Source organism: Bacteroides muris (ex Afrizal et al. 2022) (genome assembly GCF_004793475.1).
In the GTDB taxonomy this organism is placed as follows: Bacteria; Bacteroidota; Bacteroidia; order Bacteroidales; family Bacteroidaceae; genus Bacteroides; species Bacteroides muris.
In genome coordinates this window covers 132,532-151,912 of the sequence record NZ_SRYZ01000003.1, presented here as the reverse complement: position 1 = coordinate 151,912, position 19,381 = coordinate 132,532, and the positions used below count along the sequence as shown (strand labels likewise).

Sequence of the window (19,381 nt, the reverse complement as noted above, 5' to 3'; positions counted from 1 at the left end):
GACATTTGGCCTTGCCATTTAATTGGGCAGGGTATCTATAATGTTTAATGTGATGATGTATGCTGTTTTTTCTTACTAAACTATAATTTGCATTGATAGTGGAAACCATCCCGTTATTTACTTTGTTCACTTATTCATCAATGTTAAATTAAAAAGTTATGGTAAATGGAGTAATTTGTATATCTGGATGTTGTGTTGAATCATTATCATTTTTCCGGGATTGGATTTGATGATGTTCGAAAGCGAAGTGGTACATTCAGATTTTTTAATTTCGAATGATGAAGCGGGAAGTAAAACGATGTGTTTAGGGAAATAGCATACAGTGGTAAAAATAATATGGCGAAACAATCGATAGGCAAGAAAAAATTAAGCTTGTCCTTATTAATAAAGATTATAAAGGATACCGGACAAGGTTTTATTGACGATAGTGTCACCAGGTTAAGCGGATCGTTGGCTTACGCGACACTATTTTCAATCATCCCTTTTCTTTCTCTTTTAGTTACTATTGGGGTAGCTTTGCATATAGATTTGGCTGATCAGTTGTATATGCAGTTGAAACCGATAGTAGGAGCAGAGGTAGTTGGTGAACTTCGTTTGATTATAGAAAATGCAGAAAGAACGGACTCTTCCACACCAGCGGCTATTGTTAGTTTGGGAATTTCCATATTTGGTGCTACTACCATTTTTGCAGAGATACAAAGTTCCTTAAATACGATTTGGGGAATAAAGGCCGTGCCCAAAAAGGGCTGGCTGAAATATATCCAGAATCGGCTACTTTCATTCTCGATAATTTTGGTATTTGCTTTCGTGCTTCTGGTTACATTTAGTATTACCAATATTATTGGAGATTTGAGTAATAAGTTTATGGCCAGCTATCCGGATGTCGCAGAGGTTATTGTGAAAGCTGTGGGATTAGTGTTAAATATAGGTGTTACGGTTATTATTTTTGTATTGATTTTCAAAGCTCTTCCTGATGCGAAAATAAAAAGTAAGGATGTTTTTATTGGAGCTGTAGTGACAACTATATTATTGTTGGTAGGGCAATGGGGAATATCTTTCTATATCGGGATTGCGAATGTAGGGACTATTTATGGTGCAGCGGCATTCATGATTGTTTTTATTACATGGATTTATTATTCTGCTATTATAGTCTATGCAGGTGCGGAGTTTACTAAAGCATGGGCCAATGAAATGGGGAGCAAAATTTTTCCGGATGAATATGCTGTAGCAACGAAAGTGGTAGAAATACGTGAAACTTGACAACTGGATGGTCTTATTTGGCATTCTGATCAATAATAGTGGTAATTAATATATAGCCATTTGAGAATATCCAAGACAAAATTTTTCACTTTCGAACAAATATACTACTTTTGCGCATTAATCCTTATATATCAGGAAATGATAGAAGACATTAAAAAAGCCTGCCAAGTGATGAGCGAAGGCGGGGTAATTCTGTATCCGACAGATACGATTTGGGGCATAGGTTGTGACGCTACCAATGAAGAAGCGGTGCGTCGTGTATATGAAATCAAGCAACGCTCTGACAGTAAGGCAATGCTGGTATTGGTAGATTCCCCGGTAAAGGTGGATTTCTATGTGCAGGATGTTCCGGAAGTTGCCTGGGATTTGATAGAACTGGCCGACAAGCCTCTTACCATTATTTATTCCGGAGCCCGTAATCTGGCTCCTAATCTGCTTGCCGAAGATGGCAGTGTGGGTATCCGCGTCACCAGTGAGGTGTTTTCAAAGCGGCTTTGCCAGCAGTTCCGCAAAGCGATAGTCTCTACTTCTGCCAATGTCAGCGGGCAACCGTCGCCCGGCAACTTCGGGGAGATAAGTGAAGAAATCAAATCAGCAGTGGATTATATAGTAGGATATCGTCAGGAGGAAACGGTGTGCCCGAAACCGTCCGGCATCATCAAGTTGGGCAAGGGCGGAGTCATCAGAATTATTCGCGAATAAAGAGGAAAATGGCAGAGGACAAGAGAAGTTTGTTGCAGCGCTTTATCCTATGGCGCGAAAAGAATATTAAGGAGAAGAGGTTCATACTGATTCTCAGTTTTCTTGTAGGTATCTTTACAGCATTTGCCGCACTGATACTGAAAGTCATCATACACTGGATACAGAACTTCCTGACGGACAATTTCAATGCGACGGAGGCCAACTACCTTTATCTGGTCTATCCGGTAGTAGGTATCTTCCTGACCGGGTTGTTTGTTCGCTATGTGGTGAAGGACGACATCAGTCATGGAGTCACCAGAATCCTATACGCCATCTCGCGGCGGCAGGGGCGTATCAAACGACATAACACTTGGTCGTCCATCATAGCCAGTTCCATTACCATCGGTTTCGGTGGTTCGGTCGGGGCGGAGGCGCCTATTGTGTTGACGGGTTCGGCTATCGGTTCTAACCTGGGAAATATATTCAAGATGGAACACCGCACGCTGATGCTGTTGGTGGGATGTGGTGCTGCCGGTGCGGTTGCCGGCATCTTCAAGGCGCCGATTGCCGGTCTGGTATTTACGCTGGAGGTGCTGATGATAGATTTGACAATGTCCTCCTTGTTGCCGTTGCTGATATCTGCGGTGACGGCTGCGACTGTTTCCTATATCGTGACGGGCACGGACGCTATGTTTAAATTTCATCTGGACCAAGCTTTCGAGCTGGAACGTATTCCGTATGTTATTATGCTGGGCATCTTCTGCGGATTGGTTTCCCTTTATTTCACTCGGGCCATGAACTCTGTGGAAGGCGTGTTCGGAAGGTTGAGAACTCCCTATAAGAAGCTGATAATGGGCGGTGCCATGCTGAGTATCCTGATATTCCTTTTCCCTCCGTTGTATGGCGAAGGTTACGATACGATAGAATTGTTGCTGAATGGGATGAGCAATGCCGAATGGGATACGGTGATGAACAATTCCTTCTTCTACGGGCACGGCAATCTGTTGCTGATATACCTCATACTGATTATTCTGTTCAAGGTTTTTGCTTCGAGTGCCACGAATGGCGGTGGCGGTTGCGGCGGTATTTTCGCGCCTTCATTGTATCTGGGGTGTATTGCCGGTTTTGTCTTTTCACATTTCAGCAATGAAATAGAGATGACGGCTTATCTACCCGAGAAGAACTTTGCCTTGATGGGAATGGCGGGGGTCATGAGTGGGGTCATGCACGCTCCGCTGACCGGCGTGTTCCTCATAGCCGAACTTACGGGAGGATACGACTTGTTCCTGCCACTGATGATTGTTTCCGTCAGTTCCTATCTTACCATCATCATGTTCGAGCCTCATAGTATCTACTCCATGCGTTTGGCAAAGAAAGGAGAACTGCTGACGCACCATAAGGACAAGGCTGTCCTTACCTTGATGAAAATGGAGAATGTGGTGGAAAAGGACTTTGTGACCGTGCGTCCCGAAATGGATTTGGGCGAACTGGTCAAGGCCATTTCCGCCTCGCATCGCAATATCTTTCCCGTGACGGACAAGGAGGGGGTGTTGATAGGCGTTGTCTTACTGGACGATATCCGGAACATTATGTTCCGTCAGGAGTTGTACCATCGTTTTACGGTAGGCAAATTCATGACTTCGGCTCCGGCACGCTTGTACAATACGGACAGCATGGAACAGGTGATGCGTACTTTTGATGACACGAAAGCATGGAATCTGCCGGTGGTGGATGCGGAAAACAAATACCTGGGCTTCGTGTCCAAGTCGAAGATATTCAACTCGTACCGTGAAGTATTGGTGCATTTTTCAGAAGATTGAGGACATTTACAATTTACCATTTGCAATGTACACGCCATTCCGAACGGCAAATTGTACATTGTAAATGGTAAATTGTAGATTGCAAATGAGCTGCCTCGCAAATTGTACATTGTAAATGGTAAATTGTAAATGAAATGGTGGAAAAGAAAGATTTGAGGATTGTATATATGGGTACTCCCGATTTTGCGGTGGAGGCTCTTCGTTGTCTGGTAGAAGGAGGTTACAATGTGGTGGGTGTCATTACGATGCCCGACAAGCCTGCCGGACGGGGGCATAAGCTCCAGTTCTCTCCGGTGAAGCAGTATGCGCTGGAGAACAATCTTCCGCTTCTTCAGCCGGAGAAGCTGAAGGATGAGGCTTTTGTGGAGGCGTTGCGTGCATGGAAGGCCGATTTGCAGATAGTCGTTGCCTTCCGCATGTTGCCTGAGGTGGTATGGAACATGCCGCGATTGGGCACCTTCAACCTGCATGCTTCCCTGCTGCCGCAGTATCGTGGCGCTGCTCCCATCAACTGGGCGGTAATCAATGGTGATACGGAAACGGGCATCACCACTTTCTTCCTGAAACATGAGATTGACACCGGTGAGGTTATTCAGCAGGTGCGGGTGCCCATTGCCGATACGGACGATGTGGGTATCATCCACGATAAACTGATGCTGTTGGGCGGTCGCCTGGTGGTAGAGACCGTTGATGCCATTCTTGCCGGTACGGTGAAAAGTATTCCTCAAGAAGAAATGGCCGTAGTGGGTGAACTGCGTCCGGCACCGAAAATATTCAAAGACACTTGTCGTATTGACTGGAACCTCCCTGTGAAGCGTATTTATGATTTTGTACGCGGTCTTTCTCCCTATCCTGCTGCTTGGACGGAGCTGCTCCAACCCGGTGGAGAATCTGTTGTGGTAAAAATCTTCGAGACGGAAAAGATCGGGGAATCCCATCAACTGGTTCCCGGAACCTTGCGGACAGACGGGAAGACCTATATCCGCGTGGCTGCCGAAGATGGCTTTGTCGGCATCCGTTCCCTTCAGCTTCCGGGCAAGAAGAGACTGAAAACGGATGAACTGCTGCGCGGCTTCCGGTTGACAGAAGAATGTGTGATGAAGTAACTGATTGTAATTCAATAGCTTTTTACTGCAAAACTACTGCACTTATTTTGCAGTGTCACTGCAAACAGCTTTGCAGTGTTGCTGCAACTGGTATGCAGTGTGACTGCAACTGCTTTGCAGTACTACTGCAACACGTTTGCAGTGACGCTGCAAAAGGTATGCAGTGAGTTTGCAGCGAGAGTTTTGGCTTTCAATGTTAGGCCGATTTAAATCTTTTCCGTATATTTGTACATGACAAAGTTCGTAAACTTTAGAATATAACATTATGAAACCAATCATATCCCCTTCCATTCTCTCTGCCGATTTCGGTTATCTGGCACGAGACATTGAAATGATTAACCAAAGTGAGGCGGAATGGGTACATATCGACATCATGGACGGTGTGTTTGTCCCTAATATTTCTTTCGGATTCCCGGTACTGAAGTATGCGGCGAAACTGTCGCAGAAACCCTTGGACGTACATCTGATGATTGTACAGCCGGAGAAGTTTATTCCGGAGGTAAAGGCTCTGGGAGCACACGTCATGAATGTGCACTACGAGGCTTGTCCGCATCTGCACCGTGTGGTGCAGCAAATCCGTGAAGCGGGGATGCAGCCGGCGGTAACGATTAATCCGGCAACTCCCGTGTCCTTGCTGAAGGATATTATCAATGACGTGTATATGGTGCTGATAATGAGTGTGAATCCGGGATTTGGCGGACAAAAGTTCATAGAGCATTCTCTTGACAAAGTACGCGAGTTGCGCGAATTGATCACGGTTACCGGTTCGCAGGCCTTGATAGAAGTGGACGGTGGCGTAAACTTGGAAACCGGTGCGCGTCTGGTAGAGGCTGGAGCAGATGTACTGGTGGCAGGCAATGCCGTTTTCTCGGCTCCCGACCCGAAAGAGGCTATCCGTGCATTAAGGAACCTGTAATCCGTCTTCTGGATTGATAATTGACAGCTGGCAACGGTATCCTTTCCTTCGACTGTTGATGCCGTTGGTAGTTGGAATTTTATGTGGAGATACATTTCCTCACGTGTTTTCTGTATGGGAGTATGTGGCAGGTTTTCTGCTTTTTCTTTTTATTATAGGTAGATACAAACATGCCGGATGGGTGTATGGAGCGGCGGTATACCTTTTCTTGGGTAGTACGGGGTTCTGCTTGATGAGTTGGCAGCAGGGAAAGACGGTATTTCCCTTTTCGGGCAAAACTGCTGTTTATAGGGTTTCTATCCGCGAGCATCCGGAAGAGAGGGAACGCAGCATATTGTGCAGGGTTGCCCTGTTGGGAGAGGTAGAGCAGGATACTGCCACGGATTGTCTCCGGAATCATCTTTTTCTGGCTTATCTGCCTAAAGATTCTGCTACGGCCACTTTGCGCCGTGGTGATGAGTTGCTGATATCCGCCCGGCTTGCTCCTCCGGCGAACAATGGTAATCCCGACGAGTTTGACTATGCCCGCCACCTGAGGCGGAAAGGTTATAGCGGCACGACCTACGTGGCTGGCGGACATTGGCGGAAGACGGGGCATGATGCTTCCCGCACTGTCAGCCAGGTGGCACTGGATTATAGGGAGAAAGTGGTTGGCTTATACCGGAGCTTGGGTTTTGAAGCAGATGAGTTGGCGGTGATTTCTGCGTTGACGGTAGGTGATAAAGAAGAACTGAGCGATGATATTGTAGAGACCTACTCCGTCTCGGGAGCCAGCCATGTACTGGCACTTTCGGGATTGCATGTAGGGTTTCTGTATGCTTTGCTCTTGTTTGTGCTTCGTCCCTTGTGGAGGCGATGGCGATGGTTGAAACCTTTGTTGCTTTTGTGTCTTGTCCTTTTCCTGGCGAGTTTTGCTTTTTTCACGGGACTGTCCTCTTCGGTGGTGCGGTCGGTCGTCATGTTCTCTTTGTTGGCGTTTGCCGGTTTGCAGCCGGAAAAGCCGCTGACGCTGAACACGGTGGCGGCAACTGCTTTTCTGATGCTGCTGTGTAAGCCGGTCTGGTTGTTTGATGTCGGTTTTCAGCTGTCATTCTCAGCGGTTGTGGCTATTGTACTTGTACAACCTAAGTTATATGCCCTTTGGAAGGTTGACAATCGTTTCCTGCGGTATTTGTGGGGGCTTATGACGGTGTCTGTGGCGGCTCAGCTGGGTACGGCTCCTTTGGTCATTTTCTATTTTTCCCGTTTTTCCACTCATTTCCTGCTGACTAATCTTTGGGTCATTCCCATGGTGTCGCTCGTTCTGTATTCGGCGGTATTTCTGTTGATGCTTACGCCGCTGCCTTTGGTGCAACATCTGTTTGCAAGGATAGTAGAGGCATTGGTACATGTCCAGAATGAAGTGCTCCGCTGTATAGAGCATCTTCCCGGCGCTGCTGTCGATGGCATCTGGCTGGATATATGGGGTGTTCTGCTCGTCTATCTGTTCTTGGGGACGGCATATTATGGCTTTCTACGTTTTACGGTGCGTAACGTCTGTTTTTCGTTGCTGGCGTTGTTGGCAGTGGCCTCCTGGAATTCTTTCTCCATGATGTCCAATGCTCCCCGGCAGGGGATTGCTTTTTATAGCGTGAGAGGCTGTCCCGTTGTTCATTGCATGTCGGACAACCGTCGTTCTTGGTTGGCATGTACCGACAGCTTGCCGGATATGTCGCACCTCTGCCGTGCCCTTTCTCCGCATTGGAACCGCCTGCATCTGGAGGCTCCCCGACTGATTGCCGGAGATTATACCACTCCCGGCTTGTCTATGCGCAACCAGATTGTCTCTTATGCCGGTAAGCGTATCTGCCTGCTTTCCGATGATCGTTGGCGGAATAAGAAGTCTTCCCGTCTCCTTTCGGTTGATTATCTGTATGTCTCCAAAGGCTATCAAGGCGGGGTAGAGGAACTTACTTCGCTCTTTTCCATAGGAATGGTGGTGATTGACGCTTCTCTTTCAGACTATTATCAGAATAAGATTGCCAATGATTGCGTCCGCCTGGGTATCGCTTATCTCCTTCTTTCTCAAAAAGGTTCTTACTGTATATTGTTATAAATCATAAACTTTTCGTACTTTTGCCCCTTCAATTTGTTGTAGATGTAAAACGAATAGTAAATAAAGATATATGTTGACTAAAGTAATAGAACAATCCAAGATAGATCATTTTACCAAATGGTTTGACCGTGCGGACAAGATAGTAATCGTTTCACATGTGAGTCCCGACGGGGATGCCATCGGTTCTTCTCTGGGCCTGTGGCATTTTTTCAGTTCGCAAGGAAAGACAGCGAATGTCATTGTGCCGAACGCTTTCCCCGACTTCTTGAAATGGATGCCCGGGAGCAAGGACGTCCTTTTGTACGACCGCTACAAGGACTTTGCCAACAAGCTGATTGCTGAAGCAGACGTGATTTGCTGTCTGGACTTTAATGCCATCCACCGTATAGATGCCATGGGTGACGCCGTTCTTGCATCTCCGGCAAGAAAAATATTGATAGACCATCATCTCCATCCGGAGGATTTCTGCAGGATTGTCATTTCCCACCCGGAGATATCTTCCACTTCGGAACTGGTTTTCCGTCTGATTTGCCGTATGGGCTATTTCAGTGACATTTCAAGGGAAGGAGCAGAGTGCATCTATACGGGTATGATGACGGATACCGGCGGGTTTACCTACAACTCCAACAACCGTGAAATCTATTTCATCATCAGCGAATTGCTGTCGAAAGGCATCGACAAGGATGCGATTTACCGCAAGGTGTTCAATACTTATTCCGAAAGCCGTCTGCGCCTGATGGGATATGTCTTGTCGCAAATGAAGGTCTATCCGGACTATCATGCAGCCTTAATCTCCTTGACTAAAGCCGAACAAAGCCGGTTCGACTATATACGGGGAGATAGTGAAGGCTTTGTGAACATTCCTTTAAGCATCAAAGGGGTGATTTTCTCCTGCTTCCTGCGTGAAGATACGGAGAAGCCGATGATAAAGATTTCCTTGCGTTCGGTAGGCACTTTTCCCTGCAACCGGCTGGCTGCCGAATTCTTTGGCGGCGGTGGCCATCTGAATGCTTCCGGTGGTGAATTTTATGGAACGATGGAAGAAGCCCGTAAGGTTTTTGAACAAGCTTTGGAGAAATACAGACCGTTGCTTTTGGGGAAAGGGTAAAAAGTTCCGGTAAGAAAGGAAAAACTGAAATATTTCATATATTTGCCATTAGTTCGTAAAAACTGAAACAAATAAAGAATCTGATTATGAAGAATATTGTGAAGATGGCAGTTGGTATCATTGCACTCTGTTTTTCTCCTTTCTGTATGGCGCAACAGTCGGATTGCGCAGTAAACTCTGTTCTTTTTCAGGAAAATGAAGTCCCGGTATTTATAACCATAGGACAGTCGAATGCCGATGGTTCGGCTTTTGCCGATGCCGGAGAAGACCGGAGGTTGGCTGCCTGGTATGACAATCCGGACACCAATCCCGGGCTGATGAAGATATGGTATCGCAGTTGCCATATCGTGAACCAAACCGATGGTGCCCGCTGGGTTTTCGATGGGACTACCGAAGACGTGGCTCCCGGCTGGCTTGATCTTTATTATAAGAACGATAACCTGAATGGCAAAACCATGATGAACATGATTCATGGCTATGGTACGTGGAGTGCCGGTGCGGCTGGTCGCCGGGGTATGGAGGGTGAGTTCGGCATGCACTTTCAGCAAGCTTTTCCGGACATGGAGCTATACATTATTAAATTAGGATGTTCCGGTTCACGGATTGAAACTTGGGCTTCTTCTTCCGACAGCCATAACTGGGACTATTTCTATGAAAATCTTTATAAACCAGCCATTAATGATTTGTTGGACAGAGGCAAAAAACCGCGTTTGGCCGGAATCTGGTGGATGCAAGGCGAAGGTAACGGGATAGATTCCAAAGAACATTACTTGCCTTTGCTGAAATCGCTCATCGAGAAATGTCGCACCCGGCTTGGATTTCCGGACGCTCATGTTTATATCGGTCACATCGTGAAACCGGGTGAGAGTGTGAGCAATCCCAAAGCTTCGGTACAATATGGGCAAGGGGTGCGCGATGCGCAAGATGCTGTCGTCAACCCGAAGGATGAAAACTTCATTCCGAATGTGTCTGTCATAGATGCCCGAGAAAGTTCTTTCGACAAAGACAATCTGCACTGGGGGCATGTCGGCATCAATAATATTGGCAGAAAGATTGCGACCGAAGTCATTTCGGCCGGTCACCGTGGAGATTGGGCAACTTTCTGCCCGTCAGCATTCAAACGTTTTGCTGCGCGCCAGCATACATGCACCGATGACCCCGGCTTTGCTTTTTAGTTTGGAAAGGGCAATGGTGGAATCCTGATTTACCAAATTGAGTGAATATTTGCGAATGGCGCTCTTTATGGGCTGTAATATGTAATCCTCCGTTTGGGAAATCGTCCCTCCGATGATGACCAATTCCGGATTGAACAGGTTTATCAGCCCTGCTATTTGTTTACCCAATTTCTGGCCGATTTCCTCTATAATCTCAATACATAAGAGGTCTTCTTTGTTGATGGCATCTATTATTTCGTCCAGTGTCAGCGGTTTTTCTGTATCTTGCGTTCTATGGGATAGTATGGACTGTTCGCCATGGGCGATGCGCTCCAGAAGAATACGGTGCAGTGCTGAGCCGGAAGTTTCCGTTTCAAGGCAACCCTTTTTCCCGCAATGGCATATTATTTCGTTGTTGTATGCAGGCATGTGTCCTAATTCACCGGAAAAACCGGATTTTCCGGCATAGATTTCACCGTTGATGATGATGCCCACTCCCAGTCCCCAACTCATGTTGATGAAAAGTATGTTCTTTTTTCCCTCAACGTTTCCTTGCAGGAATTCACCGTAGGTCATAGCTCTTGTGTCATTGTCAATAGTAACCGTGCAACCTAGTTTTTCAGCCATGACTTCCGTAAGGGGACGTTCTTCAAAGTTGAACCAGCTGTAGCTGTAGCCCGATTCAGGGTTCACTCTTCCGGAAATGTTGATATTGACATTGAGTATTCTCTCTTTTTTGATATTTACTCTTTTGATGAATCTGGTTATCAGCTGGCATAGTCCGTCCAGGCTGTCCGGAGTGTTTTTACAGTGATAAGGGATGCTCATCTTTAAGTCCACCATATCTCCCTTGAAGTTCATCAGCCCTATATTGATGGTAAATTGCTTGATATCCACCCCGATGAAATAGCCAGATTCGGCATCCAGTCCGTACAAGCTGGGGCGACGTCCGCTATTGGTGCCTTGTTTGCCATATTCGTGTATGTAGCCTTCTTCGCACATCTCATTGATGAATTTCGTGACGGTAGGGACACTTAAATTTAGTTCTTTGGATAGGCTGGTAATGGTCGATGGGCCATTATATATGTAATAAGTGATAATCTTCTTTTTGACTAAGGCATTTTTAGTCCCTGCTTTTATTTCTTCTAACAAAATTGGTTTCATGTCAATTTAGAGATGTTATTGGCTATTAATTTGTTACAAAAATAAGGAATGTCTTTGATATACTTCTCTTTTGGCTTGTGAATTTATGTTATAATACACTATTACACATTATCAAATGATTATTAGTCGTATGTGTGGAAGCTATTATAAAAATGTTGCTTTTATTAGTTAAATATTTTATTAAATGCGATGTGGTTTGTAAATTTGGTTTATATTTGCATCCAAATACTAATCTTAAATAAAATATAGAAAATGGAAAAGATTATTGGATTAATCAATGCGCCGTTCACTCCGTTCTATGAAAATGGTGAAGTAAACTATGAACCGATTGAGGCGTATGCTCGGATGTTGGTGAAGAATGGACTGAAAGGTGTATTTATCAATGGTTCCTCTGGCGAAGGCTATATGCTTACTGATGAGGAGCGTATGAAATTGGCTGAACGATGGGTAGAAGTGGCTCCGGAAGGCTTTAAGGTAATCGTACATGTAGGTAGCTGTTGTGTGAAGTCCAGCCGTAAGCTTGCCGAGCATGCACAGAAGATTGGTGCATGGGGCATTGGAGCTATGGCACCTCCTTTCCCCAAAGTAGGTCGTGTAGAAGAGTTGGTGAAATATTGCGAAGAGATAGCTTGCGGTGCTCCCAATCTTCCTTTCTATTATTATCATATTCCGGCATTCAACGGTGCTTTCCTTTCGATGGTAGCATTTCTGGAAGCTGTAGATGGTCGTATTCCCAATTTTGCCGGAATAAAATACACCTTTGAGAGCATGTATGAATATAATCAATGCCGTCTGTACAAGAACGGTAAGTATGATATGCTGCATGGACAAGACGAAACGATTCTTCCTTGCCTTGCCATGGGGGGAGCACAAGGCGGTATTGGCGGTACTACCAATTATAATGGAGTAAACCTGGTTGGCATCATTGATGCGTGGAAAGCGGGTGATTTGGAAAAAGCACGCCAACTGCAGAACTTCTCTCAGGAAGTCATTAACGTGATATGCCATTTCCGCGGCAATATCGTGGGTGGCAAGCGCATCATGAAACTGATAGGCTTGGATTTGGGCAAGAATCGTACTCCGTTCCAAAATATGACTGACGAAGAGGAATTGCGTATGAAAGCCGAGTTGGAAGCAATTCACTTTTTTGAACATTGTAATAAATTCTGATAATTATGGACTCGACAACACACTATTTGCAGATGTGGGCTGATTCCTATCGGCAAGATCTGATAGGTAATATTATGCCTTTTTGGTTGAAACATGGGTTAGACAGCAAACATGGTGGAGTTTATACGTGTATCAATCGGGATGGTTCGCTGATTGATACTACTAAGTCCGTTTGGTTTCAGGGGCGTTTCGGCTTTATTGCTGCTTTTGCATATAATAATGTCGAGAAGAATGCCGAATGGCTGGCGGCTTCCAAAAGTTGCATAGACTTTATCGAAAAATATTGTTTCGACGAAGATGGTCGTATGTATTTTGAAGTGAAGGAAGACGGCACTCCGCTTCGCAAGCGACGTTATGTCTTTTCCGAATGCTTTGCTGCCATAGCTATGTCGGAATATGCCATAGCATCCGGTGATTGCAGCTATGCAGAAAAAGCACTTGCTCTTTTCAAGCGCATACGGCATTTTGTTGCCACCCCGGGCATCTTGGAACCGAAGTACCTGAAAGCGCTGGAGGCACAGGGGCATTCCATTACGATGATTCTCATCAATACGGCTTCGCGCATTCGTGTTGCTATTGATGATCCGGTGTTGAGCAGCCAGATAGATGATTCTATAATGCTATTAAGCAAGTATTTCATTCACCCCGAATTCAAAGCTTTGCTCGAAATGGTAGGGCCGAATGGAGAGTTTATCGATACATGCAACGGTCGTGCCATCAATCCGGGACATTGTATCGAGACTTCTTGGTTCCTTCTGGAAGAAGCAAAATACCGCAACTGGGACAAAAAGTTAGTGGAGCTTGCCGTCACTATACTTGACTGGTCGTGGGAGTGGGGATGGGATAAGGAATTTGGCGGAATCATTAACTTCCGCGATTGCCGAAACCTGCCCTGCCAGGATTATTCGCAGGACATGAAATTCTGGTGGCCGCAGACCGAAGCCATCATTGCCACCCTTTATGCTTATCAGGCTACTGCAGACGAAAAGTATCTGGAGATGCACAAGCAAATCAGTGACTGGACGTATGCCTGCTTCCCCGACAAGGAGTACGGTGAATGGTATGGTTATCTTCATCGTGACGGTACTGTGGCACAGCCTGCTAAAGGAAATATATTCAAAGGCCCTTTCCATATCCCCCGTATGATGATAAAGGGTTGTATGTTGTGTAATGAATTACTTTCAAAATGATAAGACCTTAATTAAAATATAGTACAATGAAAAATTCAAAAAGCTATCCTTGGATAGTGGTAGCTCTTTTGTGGGTGGTGGCTCTGCTTAACTATATGGATCGGCAGATGCTTTCCACCATGCAGGAGGCTATGAAAGTAGATATTGTGGAATTGGGTAAGGCAGAAGCTTTCGGTGCATTGATGGCAGTGTTCTTGTGGATTTACGGATTTATGAGTCCGGTGGCAGGGATGGTGGCCGATCGCGTGAGCCGTAAATGGTTGGTAGTCGGCAGTCTGTTTGTCTGGTCGGCGGTTACCTACATGATGGGTTATGCCGATTCTTTTCAGGAATTGTATTGGCTTCGTGCTTTTATGGGTATCAGCGAAGCGCTCTATATCCCTTCTGCTCTGTCGTTGATTGCCGATTGGCATCAGGATAAGTCCCGCTCTTTGGCTATCGGTATTCACATGACCGGTCTTTATGTAGGACAGGCCATTGGTGGTTTCGGTGCCACGGTGGCGGCTGCTTTTTCTTGGCATACAGCGTTTCATTGGTTCGGTATTATCGGAATAATCTATTCCTTTGTATTGTTGCTGTTCTTGCATGAGAATCCTGAACGTATAAAGATTGCCAAGCTGCAACCTGCTGTGAACGGAAAGAAGACTTCGTTGTTGGGCGGTTTGTCTGTAGTGTTATCTAATTGGGCATTTTGGGTCATATTGTTTTATTTTGCAGCTCCCAGTCTTCCGGGATGGGCTACCAAGAATTGGTTGCCTACTTTGTTTGCAGAGAGCCTGAATATACCAATGGCTGAAGCAGGACCTATTTCTACGATTACTATTGCCGTTTCTTCCTTTGTGGGAGTATTGGTTGGTGGTGTGATGTCCGACCGTTGGGTACAGAAGAATATCCGCGGACGTGTCTATACAGGTGCTATTGGCTTGGGAATGACTGTTCCTTCACTGTTGCTGCTCGGTATGGGGCACAGCTTTGTGAGTGTAGTAGGAGCCGGATTGCTGTTCGGTGTGGGTTATGGTATCTTTGATGCCAACAATATGCCTATACTTTGCCAGTTTGTTTCGGCTAAACACCGCGGAACGGCATACGGTATCATGAATATGACGGGTGTGTTTGCCGGTGCTGCCGTTACCCACTTGTTGGGACGCTGGACCGATGGTGGTAATTTGGGTATGGGATTTGCTATGTTGAGTGGAGTTGTATTGGTAGCATTGGCTCTTCAGCTCTATTTCTTACGCCCGAGAACTGATAATTTGGAATAATGGAATAACTGGTATGATTGTATCTAATTTGCAAAACAGTCAACGGGTGGAGTCCCTCCACCCGTTGTTCAAGACTCTTTTCGATTATGTCAAGTCGCACGACTTGTTGCATGCCGAATTAGGTCGCATCGAGATAAAAGGGGATGATTTGTTCATTAACAATGTGAATCCGGAAGGTGTAGCAGCCGAGAAGCAGGTGCTTGAGTTGCATCGTGCTTATATTGATGTGCATATCTTGCTCGAGGGCAAGGAGAGAATAGGCTGGAAGGCTATCGAGGATTTGGAAACCGAAATCAAACCTTACGAGGAAGAGGGAGATTGTGCACTCTATTCGGATGTACCAACCACTTTCGTTGATTTGCTTCCTGGGCAGTTTGCGATTGTCTATCCTGAGGATCCCCATGCTCCGGTTATCGGTGAGGGAAAGATACGTAAGCTGATTGCTAAAGTAAAGCTTTGATGTTTTTTTGTTTCATAACAAGGCAGGCTGTTTTCATAAAAAATGGGATAGCCTGCCTTGTTGCATATTTGCTTGATGTGCCATTACCAGGCATACTACAGGTAATTCTATAACATCCGTTCTTTCAAAAGAGCTTCGGCTATTTTTTTATACCCTTTTTCATTCGGATGCAGTCCGTCGCCAAACAAAGATTCATCTATTCGTCCGTCTCTCTTAGTAAGGAAAGGGGTAAGGTCTATATAAATAGCATTACTTTTTACCAATTCTTGCTGCAATTCGGTATTGATGTGGGCAATTCGTTGCTCTTGCCCTTTTCTTGGCAGGATTCCAATCACATGCAGCTTGGCAGAGGGTTGTCTTTCACGTATGGCTTTTGCGGTGAATACAATTCCTTCTATGATTTCGTGGTCTGTATTGAACTGCAAGTTATTGGTTCCTATCAGCATGAAAATATTTTTTGCCTCGTAGCCATCCAACTCTCCATGATAGATACGCCAAAGCACGTTCTCAATCTTGTCCCAACCGAAGCCCAGGTTATGCACCTTCGTTCCTTTGAACAGACGACTCCAAGCATGTTTGCCCCGTTGCTGGTGGGCAAGCGGTTCGCCTGCCCAATAATGGACTATCGAATTGCCGATAATGACTGCTTCTGGAGAATCAGTACGGTTTAATTTCAAAATCTGTTCGTGCCTTGCCTGCCAGTCATAAGGGTCTCTTTGCTGTTTACAAGGAATGCAGGTCGATTCTGTTCCTGTTTCTTCTTTCAAAATTTCACGGATTTTCTTTACATAGCTATCAGCGTATTGTTGCATACCCAGGTCACTGGGATGTACCCCTTCGACCATGGCATCCATTGACAGGCCGATTTCTTCCTTTGTCAGGTAGTAGATGTCGGGTTCTTGCTGCATCAGCGTGTTGTATGCTTTCCGTAGTTGGCGATTTGACGCTCTGTAGGATGCTTCTGCGCGGTCTGATGTATATTCATTCATGTAGCCGCTGTGTTCTACTAACAAAACAGGGGCTTGGTTACGGGTACGGAGTGTTTTTATTCCTGTCAGGATGCGTTCTGCGATAACAGCAGTATCAGCGGGAGAAATCATGTTAGGCATACAGTCTATGATGTAGAGCTTTGCATCCGTTTCTGCCAATAGCTCGAAGAGTTCTTTCTCGAGTTTGCCACTTCCAGAAAAGCCTAAATTGACAACTGGATGTTCCATGGTTCTGTTTATGATGTTTATCCAAGCCATGCCTGGGCGCGAGGCACAAGCGCCTTGGGCGATGGATGTGCCGTATACTACTAAAGGCTTCTCTTCAGAGACGGGAATGAAACTGATGGAAGCGTTGTCTTTTACTCCGATTTCAAGAAAAGAAACCGAATTGTAAAGAGGTAGAAATAATGTATATTCGTAGCCCTTGTTCGAAGCGTCTTCGTAAGTAAGTCCGTCATAGGTATAAACGAGGGTGTCGCCCAAAGAGTATTTGGCGGCACACCAGCGGCTTCCACCGTTTCTGTCTGTGGCATAAAGGTCAACGCCCGAAACGCCTGTAGCAGGCATGTGGGCCATACTTCGTCCTCCAGTTACCGTGTATTTTATTTTTATTTCCGGTGAATTGCTGTAAAAAGCTATGGATAGACCGGCACTCTGTTGGGACAAGTTCCAGACCGCTTTGTTTACCAAGTTTTTCGCTTTCAGGGGTAGACGGGCGTAAGTTCCTTGTTGCTCATTATGCCATGCTCTGCCACGAATGACCGGAAAGGGCTGATCTAGAGGATTGCTCCATTTAATTTGAGCCTGTGTATGCAAACTGCCTATAAGGAGAAGCAACAATAGGGCATATCTTTTTTTCATGGTCATATCGATTGAGTGTTTTATTTAGAAACTGTTTTGATTTTCTTTTTTCAAGTTTCCTCAGAAGAAAGAGAAAACTGAAGGGAAATTAAAACAGTTTCTTATTCGTTAATTTCTTTTCAGGCGAATAAATGAGTTCTTCTACGGCTTTCTCTCCGTCGGGAGTCACGAATACCGCTGTAAACATCCATTTCACCAGTCGCACTTCGGGGGTAGTGAATTTTCCGACAGGTAGTTTCAACAGTACCTTGTTCCAGCCTTTCTGCAAGTGCACGGGGATGGGTGGACGCGATACGCAATTTTCATTGCCCAGCACCGTTTCATTACTTTTTTTCCGGTGGGTAGCCGTCCAGACAGGAGGAGCAATCTCCTCACCGTTTATCCAGATACGGCTTTCCCGGTAGTCCCATTTGCCTGCGGGAGGCGGTAGGTCCGGTTCCGAACGCGAGTAGTTCTGGGTTTCGGCCCATAATCCTACTTGCTGTTCGCGTGGAGAGTAGACCCAAGTGTAGGCGTATGCAGTATGGTTCTCCTGCGGATTCTTATAATAGGTTGGGACCAATGTTCCCCACACATGACGCAGATAGATGCCTGCACCGGTGGCCGGACGTACACCATACGTCTTGCCTTCGTACTGATAGGCATCTTTCCACTCTTCCTGTTCGGGTGGGAAGGAACGAGTCAAATCGCCTTCGTTTGGAAAAGCGTCGGTAATGTTCCATTTTACGTTCGTCTGTCTGACGTAGGCGAAGGGTTCGCTTTGAAAGGTGTATTCCTTGTGCCACAACATCCTGCGTTCAAAATCGGCAAATGCCTTGAATTCTTCCGAGTCTTCTTGAGGAAGGATGGTACCATGCTTGTCGAAATATTCTGTGCCTCCTCCGCGCCACGCTCGTTCGGCCATCGCTAGCATGTTGGGGTAGAAATTGTTTTCCAGTATCACATTCTGCTCGTCGGCCACATAACGGTCGTTCCAGATGGCGAGGATGGCACCGGCCACATCATGGCTTCCCTGCTCTTCGTTGTAGATGCGGCTGTTGTAGAGGGCTACGACATCTCCGAAAGTATCGAAATGGTTCAGGTAATGGAAGCGGGAATCGATGGCAGGAATGCCTTTCTGTGCCTTGCCCCGGTAGCTCCACAGATGGGTCATGTCTATGTCGCCCGGCTGATACTTCCATCCCGGATTCCAGGAAATTACTTTTTTTCCTTTAGAGCGAACATAAGATACCATTTCGGGTACAAAGTGAGGATTGGTGAATCGAACCTCATCCGTGCCAATATGCAAATAAGGAACATCAAATGTTTCGCAAACTTCATCTAATAGTAGTTTTAATATCTTCATGCCTTCGGGACTTTGCATGTCGTGGCGGAAGGTGCGTACAAAAGCTTCGCTATGTCCCGGCATATCGATTTCGGGAAGCAGTAACACTTGATGTGCTTTACAGAAATCTACCAGTTCCCGTGCTTCTTCCAAGGTATAATATTGTCCCGGCATGCGGGTGGTGTTTACACTGTCATTCAGCATCGGAAATATTCTGCTTTGCAGACGCCAGGACTGGTTTTCCGTCAGGTGCCAGTGGAATACGTTGATTTTGAACTTCGACAGAAGGGCAATCTCCTTCTTCAATTCCTGCATGGACATGTATCGCCGTCCTACGTCGTGTAAAAAGCCCCGGATGCGGAAAGAGGGCCAGTCGGTAATGGTGCATCCTTCAAAACTAAGTCCTTTTTTCCTTGAATGTTGCAGTTGCGCAAGCGTCTGCATGGCCCAATATACCCCCCGTTCTGTCACTGCCTCTACGGTAATTTTGTTCGGAGCCACTATCAGTCGGTATGCCTCTTCTTGATTCAAGGCGGCACTTTCAATTGCTGCAACTAGTTTCACTTCGATGAGCGTGTTTGCTTGCTCTTTGACTTTGCCACCACGTTCTTTGACGAAGGCTTCCCATTCGTTTTGAAGTACAGGGCTCGAAATTCTCACTATGTTTGCATTGAATTCTTTTCCGGAAGGTACAAATTTCTGAGGATAGGGCAGCAGGTGGCTGCTGTCTGCTTGCATAGCAAGAGAAAATATCAGGCAATATAATAGGCTGAGTAGAAAAGGAAATACATTTTTCATGGCATAAATAGATGTTTTTTGTA

15 protein-coding genes are annotated in these 19,381 nt (G+C 45.8%); 12 read left to right on the top strand and 3 right to left on the bottom strand.

The genetic code is table 11. From position 1 onward, the window contains the following. Positions 1 to 336 precede the first annotated feature (336 nt). The 8 genes from E5355_RS02650 (at position 337) to E5355_RS02610 (ending at position 10,161) form a co-directional block, all read left to right on the top strand. A complete protein-coding gene (locus E5355_RS02650) occupies positions 337 to 1,260 on the top strand; it encodes a YihY/virulence factor BrkB family protein (protein WP_136009071.1) in 924 nt (307 codons plus the stop codon). 138 nt (positions 1,261 to 1,398) lie between these two features. Next, entirely contained in the window at positions 1,399 to 1,962 is a 564-nt protein-coding gene (locus tag E5355_RS02645) for an L-threonylcarbamoyladenylate synthase (RefSeq protein WP_136009070.1), read from the top strand. Between the two features lie 8 nt (positions 1,963 to 1,970). After that, entirely contained in the window at positions 1,971 to 3,761 is a 1,791-nt protein-coding gene (locus tag E5355_RS02640) for a chloride channel protein (protein WP_136009069.1), read from the top strand. A 134-nt stretch (positions 3,762 to 3,895) separates the two neighbouring features. After that, positions 3,896 to 4,867 carry a methionyl-tRNA formyltransferase gene (gene fmt / locus E5355_RS02635; protein ID WP_136009068.1) on the top strand — a complete coding sequence of 324 codons (972 nt, stop codon included), beginning with the start codon at positions 3,896 to 3,898 and terminating at the stop codon, positions 4,865 to 4,867. Positions 4,868 to 5,132: 265 nt separating this feature from the next. Continuing rightward, complete coding sequence (gene rpe, locus E5355_RS02625) at positions 5,133 to 5,783, top strand: ribulose-phosphate 3-epimerase (RefSeq protein ID WP_136009066.1); 651 nt, start codon at positions 5,133 to 5,135, stop codon at positions 5,781 to 5,783. A 58-nt stretch (positions 5,784 to 5,841) separates the two neighbouring features. Next, complete coding sequence (locus E5355_RS02620; RefSeq protein ID WP_136009114.1) at positions 5,842 to 7,878, top strand: ComEC/Rec2 family competence protein; 2,037 nt, start codon at positions 5,842 to 5,844, stop codon at positions 7,876 to 7,878. A 70-nt stretch (positions 7,879 to 7,948) separates the two neighbouring features. Further along, complete coding sequence (locus E5355_RS02615) at positions 7,949 to 8,986, top strand: DHH family phosphoesterase (RefSeq protein WP_136009065.1); 1,038 nt, start codon at positions 7,949 to 7,951, stop codon at positions 8,984 to 8,986. 86 nt (positions 8,987 to 9,072) lie between these two features. Beyond that, positions 9,073 to 10,161 carry a sialate O-acetylesterase gene (locus tag E5355_RS02610; RefSeq protein WP_136009064.1) on the top strand — a complete coding sequence of 363 codons (1,089 nt, stop codon included), beginning with the start codon at positions 9,073 to 9,075 and terminating at the stop codon, positions 10,159 to 10,161. On the opposite strand, the gene E5355_RS02605 is transcribed toward E5355_RS02610, so the two are convergent. Next, a complete protein-coding gene (locus tag E5355_RS02605; protein ID WP_136009063.1) occupies positions 10,096 to 11,304 on the bottom strand; it encodes an ROK family transcriptional regulator in 1,209 nt (402 codons plus the stop codon). The genes E5355_RS02610 and E5355_RS02605 overlap by 66 nt on opposite strands. Positions 11,305 to 11,556: 252 nt before the next feature. On the opposite strand from E5355_RS02605, the gene E5355_RS02600 reads away from it, so the two are divergent. Genes E5355_RS02600 through E5355_RS02585 form a run of 4 tightly spaced genes read left to right on the top strand, consistent with a single transcriptional unit; the run spans position 11,557 to position 15,386 of the window. Beyond that, on the top strand, positions 11,557 to 12,474 hold the full coding sequence (locus tag E5355_RS02600; protein ID WP_136009062.1) for a dihydrodipicolinate synthase family protein: 918 nt from the start codon (positions 11,557 to 11,559) through the stop codon (positions 12,472 to 12,474). Positions 12,475 to 12,479: 5 nt separating this feature from the next. Further along, entirely contained in the window at positions 12,480 to 13,664 is a 1,185-nt protein-coding gene (locus E5355_RS02595; RefSeq protein ID WP_136009061.1) for an AGE family epimerase/isomerase, read from the top strand. Positions 13,665 to 13,690: 26 nt separating this feature from the next. After that, positions 13,691 to 14,926, top strand: a complete 1,236-nt coding sequence (locus E5355_RS02590) for an MFS transporter (RefSeq protein WP_136009060.1) — start codon at positions 13,691 to 13,693, stop codon at positions 14,924 to 14,926. A gap of 13 nt (positions 14,927 to 14,939) precedes the next feature. Next, entirely contained in the window at positions 14,940 to 15,386 is a 447-nt protein-coding gene (locus tag E5355_RS02585; protein WP_136009059.1) for a YhcH/YjgK/YiaL family protein, read from the top strand. A gap of 107 nt (positions 15,387 to 15,493) precedes the next feature. On the opposite strand, the gene E5355_RS02580 is transcribed toward E5355_RS02585, so the two are convergent. Both E5355_RS02580 and E5355_RS02575 read right to left on the bottom strand, forming a co-directional pair. Further along, the gene (locus E5355_RS02580; RefSeq protein ID WP_136009058.1) at positions 15,494 to 17,236 is read right to left on the bottom strand and encodes an SGNH/GDSL hydrolase family protein; all 1,743 of its coding nucleotides are present in this window, start codon (positions 17,234 to 17,236) and stop codon (positions 15,494 to 15,496) included. A gap of 88 nt (positions 17,237 to 17,324) precedes the next feature. Then, positions 17,325 to 19,358 carry a family 20 glycosylhydrolase gene (locus E5355_RS02575; RefSeq protein WP_136009057.1) on the bottom strand — a complete coding sequence of 678 codons (2,034 nt, stop codon included), beginning with the start codon at positions 19,356 to 19,358 and terminating at the stop codon, positions 17,325 to 17,327. Between the last annotated feature and the right edge of the window lie 23 nt (positions 19,359 to 19,381).